Genomic DNA, 13,413 nt, shown 5'->3' on the forward strand with positions numbered 1-13,413 from the left:
AGTAGGAAAGCCCATTTCAGGTTATTGAAGTGGGCTTTTTAAAACTATTCAATAACCTGCGGCTGACTGGCTACGCCACAAATGGGCGGCAACCAGTGCACGCCATGGGGAAAATTGTTCCAACCATTTTTCCGTTTCTTTGGCGGAGGGCTGTTCTAATTTCGCAAGTAATGTTTGCAAATTACGTCTTACCGCCACATCTCCATGTAAAGAGCCATCTAAATAGTTGAATCCTCTAAGTAAAGCATAGCTCACAGTCCAAGGTCCAATACCTTTGATTTGTAATAATTGTTCAGTTATTTGATTCGCATTGGAATGAGTCACGTGCTGTGATAAATCAATTTGTTGATTTTCGATGGCGTCACAAAGAGCTCTGAGGGCGATAATTTTTCCCTTTGAAAAACCCGTTTGGCGCAGTATTTCGTCATCAACTAACCTGACTTGTGGAACATCGGGGAAACACCAAATACCTGAAGCATGCTGAATCCCCACGGCTTGGATAAATCGCCGACGAATGGCGATAGCTGCATGGACACTAATTTGTTGCCCAATAATAGCCCAAACTAACGCTTCAAATGCACTAGCAGATTGATAAATTCGTAATCCTCTTTGTTTTTCAATGAGCTGTCCAAGTATTGGGGTTTCAAGGTAGCGTTTTTCGAACTCATCAATATTTTGTTTCAAACCAAGTACATGCTGTGCCAGCGTTAGTAAATCTTGCTCATTGATAATGATAGATGGAGAATCAATCGCTAATGAAATCGTTGCTTGTTGTTTTTTAAGTTCCAATGTCATTTTTGTTGCATGTTGTTGCCATATTATGCCTTTATGTAATGTATTTTCTTCTACTATTTCCGCGACATTGTGTTGATCTCTTAAATGAAAGGCAAAAAAATCACCATAAAGGTAATTGGTAGGGAGTGGTAACTGTGCGGTAAATATTTGCATAATGATGGCCTTGTCAGATTGTTCTTTATTAGCAATATAATTGTGAATTAGCGCATTTAGTTACTCATTTTTTGTTGAGTAGGTATGCTATCTTATACAGGGCTATTTATTTTGTATTGATATTATTTGTATGTTTAATAAGGAAGTGTAAATGAAAACTGAAGGTCACAGTTCATCTCATGGCACTTCGGTACCATCACCACAACCAAGGCAGGAATTAAAAGGCATTGGTGGATGGCTTATTTTACCCATGTTAGGGATAATATTGTCCTTGATTATTTTGCCTTTTTCGATTTATGAGCAAAATGCTCAAGTGATTGAATATTGGATTGAATTAACAGACCCACAATCAAGTTCATTTATTCCATTATTTAAAGAGCTAATCTACTTTGAAGTTTTAGGTAACGTTATTTTATACGCCACCTTACTTTTCCTAAGTTATGTCTTTTTTACAAAGAAAAAACTCACAATTAAAATTTATATTTTTTTCCAGATCTTTTCTTTAGTTTTGACGGTTACGGATATTATACTCGCAAGTATTTTATTGGATTTAGAGGTTGAAGCCTCCGATATCAAAGATATTTTTCGGGCTCTAATTGCTTGTGCCATTTGGATACCGTATTTTTTAGTTTCAAGGCGTGTTAAAAATACTTTTGTAAATTAATAAATAAAATGCTGCGGTTTACTTATTGGGTAGGTAAATGATGATTAAATGCAAACGAGTTTATGACCCTGTTGACGATAATGATGGTTATCGCGTGCTTATCGATAGACTGTGGCCAAGAGGAATAAAAAAAACAGACTTACACCACGACTCTTGGAATAAAGACGTTGCACCTTCCAATGAGTTACGAAAATGGTTTCATCAGAACACAGATCAGTTTGCTCAATTTATCGAGCGATATCAGCAGGAACTTAATAACACAACAGCTTGGCAGGTATTGGTTTCACAAGCAAAACAAGGTGACTTAACACTGTTATACAGTGCTAAAAATACAGAACATAATCAAGCAATTGTACTCAAGGCATTTCTTGAAGAAAAAATGCAAAGTAAATAGTAAATAAAGGTTATTTGAATGGATATTCAGCAATCAACCACGCAAACAGAGCCAGCAATAATATCACCAGAGGCTCAGCCGGTAGTTAAAAAGCCGTTACAGGGACTCAGTGGATGGTTAATTTTACCGGTTATTGGTCTGTTTTATATGTTGTACAAAACGGTCACGATGCTATTGCAAGAAATCTCGCAAGTACAAACTGCATGGTCATTGGCAACTGAAGCGGATTCTGATTTTTATATTTCAGGCTTTGCGACAGGTTTTTACCTCTTGCAACTAGGTTATGGTGTTTTAATTGCTCTATTTCTTTGGACGTTTATCGCTGCGGTTAAATGGAAAAAACAGGCGAAGTGGCTGTTTATCACCACCATGGTACTGTTTACTTTAATGGTATTAGTTGCTCGTTTTGTGTTCCCATATATATTTGGTTTGGAAATTAACTACTCAAATATTATTACCGCTATAAATGGCAGCTTCTATTGTGTGTTATGGATCCCCTACTTTTTAGTTTCTCATCGCGTCAAAAATACGTTTATCCATTAAAGCAGATGGCCACACCTAATTAGGCAGTGGCCTAGTAGACAGTTATTTATCAGAAAGATTTAGCGTATGGGTTATATTGCAGTTTGCAATAAAGGCGTCATCGTGAGAAACCAGTAAGAGTGTTCCTTGGTAGTCCTGCAATAGCGCTTCAAGTAGTTGTTTTGAATCTAAGTCTAAATGGTTATCCGGTTCATCGAGTAATAAAATAGCGGGTGGGTTCGGGCTATGCGTGAGCGCCAGTAGTGTTGCTTTTAACTGCTCACCACCACTGAGCTGCTGTAGTGGCAGTAATGATTTATCTCCTCGTATTCGCAGCATACCTAATTGCGTGCGCCACTGCTCTACAGTAAACAACGGTTGGTATTGATGAAGTGCTTCAGCGATAGGTAATGTCTTATCGAGTAAGTTGAGGTGTTGGTCTAAATAGCAAAATTCACCGCTTAGGCGGCACTCTCCTGAAGATGATGGCAATAGGCCAGCAAGCACTTTAAGTAGTGTTGACTTACCACAGCCATTACGCCCTTGAATATGCCAATGTTCTCCACTGTATATGGTGAATGAAAGTGGTGATGAATAACCGTAGGGCAAACACAAGTTAGAAGCAAAAATTGTGACTTTATTACCTTCATTTTGATAGTTAATCGTCATTTTTTGTGGCTTGATATAGCGAGCTTTTTCTTGGTTTTCCTGTTGTTGGCTTTGCAGATTATCCATAACCCGTTGGTGCCGTTCTGCGACATTTGATTGCCTTTTCTCTGCACGGTTCTTTTGCATATCAAGTAGCAGTAAGGATTGCGACCCACCATAGCGAATTTTTTCCCCCTGTCTCTTGCGTTGAGCGGCTTTTTGTAATGTGGCCTGTTGCTGCTTTTTCTCTTGGTGAATACGTTTTTCTAAGCGTTCACTTTGTGCATCAATTGCGGCAATTTCCAAGTTTTTTTGGGTATCGTATAACGCATAATTTCCCCCATATTCGTGTAAGCCTTTTTCCGTTAATTCAGAAATAGCATCCATTTCGCCTAACAGAGTTCTGTTGTGAGAGATAACTAGGCAACCAGCCCGATGCTCAGTAAGCTTTTGGCTGAGCCATTGCCGACTTTGCGTATCTAAATGGTTATCCGGCTCATCAAGTAGCAAAAAGTGATCTTGATGAAGAAATGCACGGCAAAGGGCTAGACGGGTACGTTCACCCCCACTTAAATGGGAGATAGGAGCTTCCATTGAGATAGCTAGCCCAGCAGAGTCCAATAAACTTTGCCATTGGGAAGGTAAATGCCATTTATCTTCCGTTAGTTCAAAATCTGCCAAAGAACCATTTCCTGCCTCAATGCGTGAAAATGCATGATAAAGTTCCTTGATGCCTAAGGCATCGACGAGTGTTTCGCCCGTTAGCCGAGTTAACTGCTCAACATAGATAAAGGGGAGGTTCCAATGTACATTCCCTTGTGTAGGGCGCAATTGGTTAGCAAGAATACGCATTAAAACCGATTTTCCTCTGCCATTATGGCCAATTAGAGCATTTTTTTGGCATGACAACGTCCCGCTTATCGGTGGAAAAAGGGCGGTTTGGTTAAATTCAATATTGAGCTGTGAAAAGTGACAAGCTATCGTCATATGCACCTCCAAAATAATGAGGACAGACAACGTCGTTGACTTATCAAGAAGTGTCGATGAAAGCGGTTGCCTGCCAGGAACAGAAAAATGAATACCAAAAGGGTATTAGAAAATATTTTCTGGCAGTGCTTAGTTCATCGTGAGGCGTACCTGCGAAGTTGGGTGAGAAGTAAGGTCGCGTACATTATAAACAGATGGAATTGATTTGTGCAAATTATCGTGATTGGGGTTTTTCTGAAAGTCGTACAAACTAAAAATAGAAAAAGCCAGTCAACAATTGCAACTGGCCTTTTCCATTAACAACGAGATTTTATAACAACGAGATTTTTACGATTATGCAGAGGTGTGCTCTGACAACCCATTTTTTGCTAACCACTGAGCAATGCGCTGTTTTTCTTCTTCATTCAGCCACATACCCAATTTAGTGCGACGCCAAATGGCATCATCCAATTCTGTTACCCACTCATGTTTGACTAAGTAACGTAATTCTGCTTCATAGACATTCGCAGAGAAGGCTTCACCGAGGTCGCTGAGTGAATTTGCACCTTCAAGGATTAACTTACTGTTGCTACCGTAGGTTCTGGCAAAGCGTAGCGCTAAACCTTCAGGAAGCCATTGATAATGTTGACGCAATACACGTGCATAACCATCACGGTCACAACCTTCGATATCGCCACCTGGTAACTGACCATTTTTAGTCCATGGGCCACCTGCATTTGGATAGTAAGTCGCTAACTTATTCACAGCAGCTTCCGCTAATTTACGGTAAGTGGTTAATTTACCGCCAAATACAGATAACAATGGCGCTTGGCCTTGTTCATCGTGAATATCCAATGTGTAATCACGAGTAATGGCTTGTGGTGAGTCCGATTCATCGTCGCATAGTGGGCGAACACCTGAATAGTCCCAAACAATATCACTCACGGTTAACTGTTTTTTGAAGTGATCGTTATACACTTTCAGTAAATAGTTAACTTCGTTTTCATCAATTTTGACGTCTTTCGGGTCGCCTTTGTATTCTACGTCAGTGGTGCCGATGATAGAAAATTCATCCATCCACGGGATAACAAATACAATACGGTTATCTTCATTTTGTAAGATGTACGCTTGTGGTTCATCATGAGCACGCGGAACGACAATATGGCTCCCTTTGATTAGGCGAATACCATAAGGTGATTTTAATTTCAGCCCATCATCAAAGAACTCTTTTACCCAAGGTCCTGTGGCGTTAACCAACCCTTTTGCTTTCCATGTATGGGTTTCGCCTGTACGTAAGTCCTGAGCTTCAACAACCCATAAGCCGTTTTCACGGTAAGCGCGAGTCACTTTTGTGCGAGTACGAACCTCACCACTCTTGCGTACCACTTCTTGAGCGTTTAACACAACTAAACGCGCATCATCAACCCAACAATCGGAATATTCAAAACCTTTTGTTAGTTCAGGTTTTAGTACAGAATTTTGGTTGAATTTCAGCCCTTTACTACTTGGTAAGCTGACACGTTTGCCTAAATGGTCATATAAGAATAGGCCAATACGGATCATCCAAGCTGGACGTAAATGAGGCTGATGAGGTAAGCGGAAGCGCATTGGGAAGGCAATATGCGGTGCTAATCGTAATAGCACTTCACGTTCTGCCAAAGCTTCGCTGACTAATCTAAATTCATAATGCTCTAAATAACGTAAACCACCATGAATGAGTTTAGAACTCGCAGATGAAGTCGCACTTGCCAAGTCTTGAGCTTCGAGCAGTAATACCGATAATCCACGACCTGCAGCATCTGCTGCAATTCCAGCGCCGTTGATCCCGCCGCCGATGACAATCAAGTCTTTAGTTTCCATGCATCCCCCTGAGATGTTCGAAACACTTTCAATAATGTTCGTTTTCGCTCATTTGATTGTAGTCAAAATAGATAGTGATGCCAACTATTATTAATGAAAAAAATAACAACTGCGTGATATTGGTAACAATTTTTTTTCAATACCCACATATAAAGTATTGTTATTTACAAGAGGGAAAAGAGGGTTTCGCGCGAAAAAGAAAAAAATACCTGTAAGGTGGGGGACTATGCTGGGAAAGGGGACTAATGAACATGATGGTAGCTGGGACTACCATCATGAAGGTAACTATTTGATTAACAAAGCTCTAATTGAACATTATGTTGCTCAATCACTTTGAGAATGCTGTCTGGTGGCTGTTTATCAGTAAATAAATAGTCAATTAGATTCATATTACCCAGATTAACCATCGCGTTACGACCAAATTTAGAATGATCGGTGACAAGCATGACACAACGTGAATTTTCAATAATCGCGCGTTTGGTACGAACTTCGTGGTAATCGAACTCAAGTAATGAGCCATCCATATCAATACCACTGATACCCAAAATGCCGTAATCTAACCTAAATTGGGAAATAAAATCGAGGGTCGCTTCACCGACAATACCGCCATCCCGTGATCGTACTTCACCTCCCGCTAAAATTAGGCGGAAGTCTTCTTTTGGCATCAGCAAGGTGGCGACGTTAAGATTATTGGTCACCACACGTAGGTTTTTATGGTTAACCAGCGCATGAGCAACCGCTTCAGGGGTTGTACCAATATCAATAAATAGTGTCGCACCATCAGGGATCTGGCTTGCAACATGTTGCGCGATACGCGCTTTTTCATCTGACCACATGATTTTACGGTCATTATAAGCTGCATTCACAGAACTTGAAGGCAGTGCTGCGCCACCGTGGTGCCGCTGAATTTTATTCTGTTCAGCGAGGTCATTGAGGTCTCGACGGATCGTTTGAGGGCTAACCTCAAAGTGTTCGACGAGTTCTTCAGTACTGACATATCCCTGAAGACGCACAAGCTCAACTATTGCATCATGTCTCTGGGTTTGTTTCACAGCGTTAGCCTCTAATTATTAAAATGTTTTATCTGGAGCTCTGGTGTTTAAAACTGTGCCTATTATCCCATACTCCCATCAATAAGCCGATAATTAACCCTGAAGTATGTGCGGCATTGGCAATATGCATACCTAAAACATCGAAGTAACCGAAAAAAAGCCAGATAATCGAGAATATCATTAACCCTCGAGGAACACTGATGCCACTTTCGGGACGACGTTCACCCGTTAACCACACATAGCTGACAAGGGCATAGACGACACCAGATAAGCCGCCAAAGTTGTTTTCACTAAACAGCGACTGCCCCCAGTTACTAAACAGCGCTGAGACCAGTAAGATAGTGAATAATTTACCCGTTCCGAGCTTTCGTTCTACTTGCCCAGCCAAAAACCACCAGAGCGCAAGGTTGAAACCAATATGTGATAGCGAAAAGTGCACCAATGCAGGACTAAACCAACGCCAAAGTTCCGTTTGTTGGTCGCCAATAGGCCATGCCAAATAACGTAGAACTTCTCGTGCATCAGTCATTTCTACCCAAAGATATACAACAATCGACAACAAAATAACAGCGATAGTTAAAGGGCCAGATTGTTCTTTAAGGTAACCCCAAGTTAGGTAATTGCGATATTGAAACTGGGTATCTGCGCTTCCCGTGTGCCAACTGGCTTCTAGGTAGCGAGGGTGATTTGGGTCTTGTAGAAAAATATCTAATTCTTTTTGGACTTGAGGTTGAAGTTGCTCATCTTCTAGCCAAAGCTCAAAGACAGCTTGTTCCTGTGATGGCTTTATTTTTAAGTGAATATTTTTGCTAGCCATATAGTCAACAAAGGCTTGCGCCATTCTGGGATTAGCAAAGGAGGTGATGTGGATCATGAATGCGTTTTCTCATCTAGAGAGCCGTAACGGCTTGTGGATATTCCCTTAACCATGCTTCAAATCCACCATTGATGCTATATACAGATTCAAAGCCAATGTTGATCAGATATTGTGCAGCACCTTGGCTACTGTGCCCATGGTAGCACATCACCATAACAGGTTGTTCGTAATCCGTTTGTTCTAAAAATTGGCTCAGTGACTCATTGGTGAGGTGATAGGCTCCACTAGCATGGCCTGCACGGAAACTTTGTGGGTCTCGTACATCTACCAGTATGGCCGTGCCGTCTAACCAATGTTGATAGGCTTGTTCTGGTGTTAGTGTTTCAAAATGGTCCATAAAATACCGAATACAGTAGGTAACAACCCATTAAAGGTTAAATAATAGGCACTCGTAAAAACAGAGTGCCAAATATTCGTGGTATTGATTAGTAGAAAGAGTGCTCGCCACGTTGGTGTTCAGTCAGGTCTTTAACGCCTTTTAGCTCACCTTCAAACATTTTGAGAAGTTCTTTTTCGATACCTTCTTTAAGCGTGACATCGACCATTGAACAACCGTTACAGCCGCCACCAAATTGCAGAATTGCAAAGCCTTCATCGGTGATTTCCATCAGGGAAACACGGCCACCGTGGCTGGCAAGTTGTGGGTTAATTTGTGACTGTAAAACATACTCAACACGCTCAATTAATGGTGCGTCATCAGAGACTTTACGCATTTTGGCGTTCGGCGCTTTTAACGTCAGTTGTGAGCCTAGTTGGTCGGTAACGAAGTCAATCTCGGCATCATCCAAGAATGGAGCGCTAATTTCATCAACATAAGCAGATAATTTCTCGAACTTTAGTTCTTTATCTGTTGCTTCAACGGCACCCGGAGGGCAGTATGACACACCGCATTCTGCGGTTGGTGTGCCTGGGTTGATAACAAAAACACGGATTTGAGTTCCTGGCTCTTGATTTTCCAACAACTTGGCAAAATGAGCCTGTGCTGCTTCAGTAATATTAATCATAATCATTTGCTCAATAATAGTTGACTGCTTTAGTTGGTTATAATACGCCCATTTACCCCTTTCCTACAAGGTGCGACACAGTGACCATGCATCAACAGTACGTGCTCCCGCACAAATCAACAATTGTGCTGCGGCATTCATCGTGGAACCTGTTGTAATAACATCATCAATAACAGCAACATGTAGGTTTGAAACCGAGTCGTTTAAGGTAAATGCTCCCTTTAGGTTGTTTCGGCGATACTCACGTTTTAGTGTTGTCTGTGCCAGTGTAGCACGACTACGCGATAATGAATTTTGCGAATAGGGGATATTTAACCATCTGGATAAATTTTCGCCTATTAATGCCATGTGGTCAAATCCTCTCCACCACAGACGGCGGCGATGCAATGGAATTGTGACAATTAAGTCCGGTTTGTGCCATTTTTGTTGGCGGTAACCCGTGAGCCAAAATAACGCAAAGATACGAGCTAGAGTAAAAGCAAGTTGAGGTTGTTTTTGAAATTTAAACCGATGGATTAACATGCGCAAAGCGGCTTGGTATGGGGTTACAGTGATAATTCTCTGCCATGTAGGAGGGGTTTTTAGGCAGCGACCGCACTCTATGGTAGGCTGTTCACAGGGTAAAGCACAGCGCAAACAGCAGGTTGGCATTTTAGGCAATCCTTCGAGACAAAAACTACAAACACCTTGATGAGGTAATTTTAGTGATTGATGGCATAGCCAGCAGCCCCCCTCCATTGTTAGCATAGTAGAGTCCTGTTAAACGAGTTGACGAATAAATGAATGAAGAGAGTGTAACGATGGCAAAGTTATATTGGCAGACCGTTGGTGAAGGTAAACAAGATCTTGTGTTGCTGCACGGATGGGGATTGAATGCACAAGTCTGGCAAACAATTATTCCGCGAATCGCTTCGCACTTTCGGGTTCATTTGGTTGACTTGCCGGGGTACGGACGTAGCCAAGGGTTCTCCCCCATGAATATTCAATCGATGGCGAATATTTTGTGGGAACAAGCTCCTAAAAACGCGATTTGGCTCGGTTGGTCACTTGGTGGGCTAGTTGCAAGCCGTATTGCGCTTGACCATCCTTATGAAGTCAAAGGGTTAATTACCGTTGCTTCTTCCCCATGCTTTAAAGCAGAAGAAAACGGTTGGGCAGGGATCCGGCCAGAGGTTTTATTAGGTTTCGAGCAGCAACTTTCGGCTGATTTTCATCGCACCGTCGAGCGTTTTTTAGCATTGCAAACTTTAGGCACTGAAAGTGCAAGAAATGATGCAAAAACTTTGAAATCTGTGGTACTTGAGCAGCCTATTCCAACTGTTGAAACACTAAATGCAGGGCTTGAATCATTACGTACCGAAGATTTGCGGGATGAATTAAAACAGTTACCTATTCCTTTCTTGCGCATTTATGGTTATCTCGATGGCTTGGTACCGCGCAAAATAGTGCCTATTTTAGATGAGCTGTATCCGAATTCGCCATCCGTGATTATGCGCAATAGCGCTCACGCGCCATTTATTTCTCATCCTGATGAGTTTTGCGAATACTTGTTGGATTTTCAAAGTCGTACCGAGGAATAAATAAAAAAAATCAGCCTAATTTGGGGCTGATTTTTTGTGGTGTCTCTATTATTTGATTTTATACACAAAATGAGCGCAATCAGTGCTTTCAGGGCAACCTTTACAGCTACTGCCTGTTAAACAAGCACTGATATCGACTTGTTCAATTTTTTCTAAACTGACTAGCTTCTCAACCATTGCTTTAATTAATGGGATTGGCGTATTTAGCTGCTCACTAAGTAGTGCGATGTCAGCTTGCCCATATAAGGCGATTAAATCTCTTATTTGTAGCAAGCTGGTCATCGTTTCATTCCTTAGTGGCAAGCATCTCTTGAACAGCCAGAGCATTGCTCTGCGGTTTTGCTCTTGATATTCAAGGTTACGCGGCTACGCATGCGACGTAAGAATATAAACAAGGCAAGGTTGAACAGGATAACCGCAGTAATGGTAATCAAGCTACTTTGTGGGTGTTCGCTGAAAGTCGCTGTTTGGTAAAATAGAGCTGCAAGACTATAAGCCACATTTAAACCCCACAGAATGGAGAAACTCATCCAGCTTTTATTGGTTTCACGTGCGATAGCCCCCATCACCGAGACGCAAGGCACATACAGCAAGACGAAGATGAGGTAGCTGTAAGCTGCAATTCCTGAACCAAATTTTGCTGCCATGGTTCCCATTGAGCCGGATTCCATCTCTCCATCGCCTTTACTAGCTTCGATAGGGTTTGATAACGCGCTTAAGGTAAAGGTTTCTTTTAAGCTATCCCAAGTTTCAGAAACCGCATCTCCCAGTTCTTCCCATAAATTGAAAGATTCTGCATCAAACGGCTCAGATATAATGGCTTCAGCGGTATACAGGGTGTTTAGTGTTCCCACTACCACCTCTTTGGCCATTGCCCCGGTAATCAACCCAACGGTCGCTTGCCAGTTATCAGCATGCACGCCAATAGGTTGTAAAGCAGGGGTTATGACTTTACTGACAGAAGCCAGTGCGGAGTCATTAATATTATCAACAGGCTTACCAGAGAAAGAAAAGCTATTTAATGCACCAATAAAGATACTGGCAACGATAATGACTTTACCTGCACGTACCACGAAGCCTTTGAGGCGTTGCCATGTTTGAATCAGTAGTGTTTTGATGTGTGGCACATGGTAAACCGGAAGTTCCATGATAAATGGAGAGGCTTCGCCACGCATGAGGGTATGTTTTAGTAGTAACCCAGTTAAGATAGCGACAACAATCCCTAAAATATAGAGAGAAAAGACCACACTTGCCCCATTTTTGCCAAAGAAAGCGGCAGCAAAAACGGCGAAAATGGCCAGTCTTGCCCCACAAGACATAAACGGAGCCATTAATACAGTAATTAGTCTTTCACGAGGTGCGTCTAACGTGCGGGCACCCATAATGGATGGTACGTTACAACCAAAACCGACAATCAAAGGCACGAAGGATTTACCCGGTAAACCTAGTGCTTGCATGAGGCGGTCCATTACGAAAGCCGCTCGCGCCATATAGCCCGAGTCTTCCAGTATTGAAAGGAACAGGTACATCATCCCGATTTGTGGCACTAACGGTAAAACCGTGTTAATACCGCCACCAACACCTTGAGCAAGGAAAATAGTTAGCCAATCAGGGAAGCTGAAATAATCTCCTAACCATTGAATTCCATGGATAAATATCGCTTCTGATGCGCCTTCAAAGAAGGGTTGTAAGGCGCCGCCAATGTTGATGGCTAAGACGAACATCAAATACATCACAAACAAGAAAATTGGTACGCCGAGCCAACGGCTCAGAATAAATTTATCCAGTGATTGTGTTAGTCGATTTGGTTCAGCGGCACTATTGTTAATCGCAGCATTGCAAATTGTGGCAATAGATTGATAACGTGCGTCGGCAATGAGTAATTCAGGTTCTTCGTTTAAGCTTTCTTTCAGTGTTTGGCGTATCGCCAGTAATTGCCCTTCAGATACTTCAGCGCGTTGGCGACTATAAATATCCCCTTCGAGGATCTGTAATGCTAACCAGCGGCGTTGCTGGTGGCTAAATTGTTGTGCTGAAATTTGTTCAGATAATGAATCCACTGCCTGTAATAATTGGGGTGGATATTCCACAAGGGCTTGCTGGCTATTTTGTGGATGTGTATCAATGGCTTTTTTCAGTTTATCGATACCAGTTGCTCGAGTTGAAACCATTGGGATCACAGGGCAGCCGAGCTGTTTTTCTAATTCAGCGATATTAATATCAATATGTTGGCTTTGAGCGATATCCAACATATTCAAGGCGACAATACATGGAACGCCTAACTCGACTAATTGTAATGTCAGATAAAGGTTACGTTCTAAATTAGACGCATCGACAACATTAATGAGCATGTCTGCCTCACCACTTAAAATAAAGTAGCAGGCGATTTGTTCGTCGAGAGAGGTTTGTTCGGAAATCGTGGTCAGAGAATAGGTGCCAGGTAGGTCAACGAGCTCGATTTTATGGTCATCTGTATGGAAGCGACCGACTTTTCGTTCAACAGTGACCCCAGCCCAGTTACCGACACGCTGTCTTGACCCTGTGAGCTGGTTGAATAAGGTCGTTTTGCCTGCATTGGGGTTACCAATTAAGCCGATGGTTAAACGTTTCATAGTGTTTGCCAATAATAAAAAAGAAATACTTAAGCGGTGGTCGCTTCATCTAGGTTGAGTAGGGCGAGATCCTTTTTGCGTAGCACTAAGCTGACACGATGAGTTTCTATTTGTACAGGATCGCCAAAAGGCGCTAAACGCACCACTTTAAAGACAGAACCCGGAAGTAAACCGAGTGAAAGCAGTTTTTGTCGGTATGCAGGACTGATTTCTGGGGAGAAACCAAGTATTTTGTAGCTGCATTGAGGAAGTATTGCCATAGTGTCTTCCTAATCATTTAATTCAT

15 protein-coding genes are annotated in these 13,413 nt (G+C 42.0%); 4 read left to right on the forward strand and 11 right to left on the reverse strand.

From position 1 onward, the window contains the following. Window positions 1–48: 48 nt before the first annotated feature. Entirely contained in the window at window positions 49–948 is a 900-nt protein-coding gene (locus P3L40_RS01020; protein WP_112307983.1) for a DNA-3-methyladenine glycosylase family protein, read from the reverse strand. Window positions 949–1,099: 151 nt separating this feature from the next. On the opposite strand from P3L40_RS01020, the gene P3L40_RS01025 reads away from it, so the two are divergent. Genes P3L40_RS01025 through P3L40_RS01035 form a run of 3 tightly spaced genes read left to right on the forward strand, consistent with a single transcriptional unit; the run spans window position 1,100 to window position 2,549 of the window. Then, window positions 1,100–1,612, forward strand: coding sequence for a DUF2569 domain-containing protein (locus tag P3L40_RS01025; protein WP_004262890.1), 513 nt, complete (start codon window positions 1,100–1,102; stop codon window positions 1,610–1,612). Between the two features lie 40 nt (window positions 1,613–1,652). Continuing rightward, window positions 1,653–2,006: a DUF488 domain-containing protein gene (locus P3L40_RS01030; RefSeq protein WP_036958629.1), complete on the forward strand. Its 354-nt coding sequence runs from the start codon at window positions 1,653–1,655 to the stop codon at window positions 2,004–2,006. Window positions 2,007–2,024: 18 nt separating this feature from the next. Next, window positions 2,025–2,549, forward strand: a complete 525-nt coding sequence (locus P3L40_RS01035; RefSeq protein WP_004262888.1) for a DUF2569 family protein — start codon at window positions 2,025–2,027, stop codon at window positions 2,547–2,549. 42 nt (window positions 2,550–2,591) lie between these two features. Here P3L40_RS01035 and P3L40_RS01040 read toward each other — a convergent pair whose 3' ends face one another. From P3L40_RS01040 to P3L40_RS01070, 7 genes are all read right to left on the reverse strand, one after another. Beyond that, window positions 2,592–4,163, reverse strand: coding sequence for an ATP-binding cassette domain-containing protein (locus P3L40_RS01040; RefSeq protein WP_210852442.1), 1,572 nt, complete (start codon window positions 4,161–4,163; stop codon window positions 2,592–2,594). Between the two features lie 333 nt (window positions 4,164–4,496). Continuing rightward, the gene (glpD, locus tag P3L40_RS01045; protein ID WP_112307981.1) at window positions 4,497–6,002 is read right to left on the reverse strand and encodes a glycerol-3-phosphate dehydrogenase; all 1,506 of its coding nucleotides are present in this window, start codon (window positions 6,000–6,002) and stop codon (window positions 4,497–4,499) included. A gap of 293 nt (window positions 6,003–6,295) precedes the next feature. Continuing rightward, window positions 6,296–7,054, reverse strand: a complete 759-nt coding sequence (locus P3L40_RS01050) for a DeoR/GlpR family transcriptional regulator (RefSeq protein WP_004262881.1) — start codon at window positions 7,052–7,054, stop codon at window positions 6,296–6,298. A 28-nt stretch (window positions 7,055–7,082) separates the two neighbouring features. Then, a complete protein-coding gene (glpG, locus tag P3L40_RS01055) occupies window positions 7,083–7,928 on the reverse strand; it encodes a rhomboid family intramembrane serine protease GlpG (RefSeq protein WP_036958607.1) in 846 nt (281 codons plus the stop codon). A 16-nt stretch (window positions 7,929–7,944) separates the two neighbouring features. After that, on the reverse strand, window positions 7,945–8,268 hold the full coding sequence (gene glpE / locus P3L40_RS01060; protein WP_004262879.1) for a thiosulfate sulfurtransferase GlpE: 324 nt from the start codon (window positions 8,266–8,268) through the stop codon (window positions 7,945–7,947). Window positions 8,269–8,356: 88 nt separating this feature from the next. Continuing rightward, on the reverse strand, window positions 8,357–8,935 hold the full coding sequence (gene nfuA / locus P3L40_RS01065) for a Fe-S biogenesis protein NfuA (RefSeq protein ID WP_004266130.1): 579 nt from the start codon (window positions 8,933–8,935) through the stop codon (window positions 8,357–8,359). 63 nt (window positions 8,936–8,998) lie between these two features. Continuing rightward, window positions 8,999–9,682: a DNA utilization protein GntX gene (locus tag P3L40_RS01070; RefSeq protein ID WP_136134111.1), complete on the reverse strand. Its 684-nt coding sequence runs from the start codon at window positions 9,680–9,682 to the stop codon at window positions 8,999–9,001. Between the two features lie 53 nt (window positions 9,683–9,735). Here P3L40_RS01070 and bioH point away from each other — a divergent pair, with 53 nt between their 5' ends. Beyond that, the gene (gene bioH, locus P3L40_RS01075) at window positions 9,736–10,515 is read left to right on the forward strand and encodes a pimeloyl-ACP methyl ester esterase BioH (protein ID WP_036958605.1); all 780 of its coding nucleotides are present in this window, start codon (window positions 9,736–9,738) and stop codon (window positions 10,513–10,515) included. A gap of 48 nt (window positions 10,516–10,563) precedes the next feature. Here the strand turns inward: bioH and P3L40_RS01080 are convergent, their stop codons facing one another. From P3L40_RS01080 to feoA, 3 genes are read right to left on the reverse strand one after another with little or no spacing between them, the layout of a single operon-like run. After that, entirely contained in the window at window positions 10,564–10,797 is a 234-nt protein-coding gene (locus P3L40_RS01080; RefSeq protein WP_004262872.1) for a FeoC-like transcriptional regulator, read from the reverse strand. Window positions 10,798–10,808: 11 nt separating this feature from the next. Then, entirely contained in the window at window positions 10,809–13,127 is a 2,319-nt protein-coding gene (gene feoB / locus P3L40_RS01085; RefSeq protein ID WP_136134110.1) for a Fe(2+) transporter permease subunit FeoB, read from the reverse strand. 29 nt (window positions 13,128–13,156) lie between these two features. Continuing rightward, entirely contained in the window at window positions 13,157–13,387 is a 231-nt protein-coding gene (feoA, locus tag P3L40_RS01090; RefSeq protein ID WP_004262866.1) for a ferrous iron transporter A, read from the reverse strand. Window positions 13,388–13,413 lie beyond the last annotated feature (26 nt).

The organism is Providencia sp. PROV040, from assembly GCF_032706145.1.
GTDB lineage: Bacteria > Pseudomonadota > Gammaproteobacteria > Enterobacterales > Enterobacteriaceae > Providencia > Providencia hangzhouensis.

Excerpts from the sequence above, each read along its gene's own strand:
- P3L40_RS01020 (WP_112307983.1), bottom strand. The coding sequence starts at position 948 with ATGCAAATATTTACCGCACAGTTACCACTCCCTACCAATTACCTTTAT.
- P3L40_RS01025 (WP_004262890.1), top strand. The coding sequence starts at position 1,100 with ATGAAAACTGAAGGTCACAGTTCATCTCATGGCACTTCGGTACCATCA.
- P3L40_RS01030 (WP_036958629.1), top strand. The coding sequence starts at position 1,653 with ATGATTAAATGCAAACGAGTTTATGACCCTGTTGACGATAATGATGGT.
- P3L40_RS01035 (WP_004262888.1), top strand. The coding sequence starts at position 2,025 with ATGGATATTCAGCAATCAACCACGCAAACAGAGCCAGCAATAATATCA.
- P3L40_RS01040 (WP_210852442.1), bottom strand. The coding sequence starts at position 4,163 with ATGACGATAGCTTGTCACTTTTCACAGCTCAATATTGAATTTAACCAA.
- glpD (WP_112307981.1), bottom strand. The coding sequence starts at position 6,002 with ATGGAAACTAAAGACTTGATTGTCATCGGCGGCGGGATCAACGGCGCT.
- glpG (WP_036958607.1), bottom strand. The coding sequence starts at position 7,928 with ATGATCCACATCACCTCCTTTGCTAATCCCAGAATGGCGCAAGCCTTT.
- glpE (WP_004262879.1), bottom strand. The coding sequence starts at position 8,268 with ATGGACCATTTTGAAACACTAACACCAGAACAAGCCTATCAACATTGG.
- nfuA (WP_004266130.1), bottom strand. The coding sequence starts at position 8,935 with ATGATTAATATTACTGAAGCAGCACAGGCTCATTTTGCCAAGTTGTTG.
- P3L40_RS01070 (WP_136134111.1), bottom strand. The coding sequence starts at position 9,682 with ATGCTAACAATGGAGGGGGGCTGCTGGCTATGCCATCAATCACTAAAA.
- bioH (WP_036958605.1), top strand. The coding sequence starts at position 9,736 with ATGGCAAAGTTATATTGGCAGACCGTTGGTGAAGGTAAACAAGATCTT.
- P3L40_RS01080 (WP_004262872.1), bottom strand. The coding sequence starts at position 10,797 with ATGACCAGCTTGCTACAAATAAGAGATTTAATCGCCTTATATGGGCAA.
- feoB (WP_136134110.1), bottom strand. The coding sequence starts at position 13,127 with ATGAAACGTTTAACCATCGGCTTAATTGGTAACCCCAATGCAGGCAAA.
- feoA (WP_004262866.1), bottom strand. The coding sequence starts at position 13,387 with ATGGCAATACTTCCTCAATGCAGCTACAAAATACTTGGTTTCTCCCCA.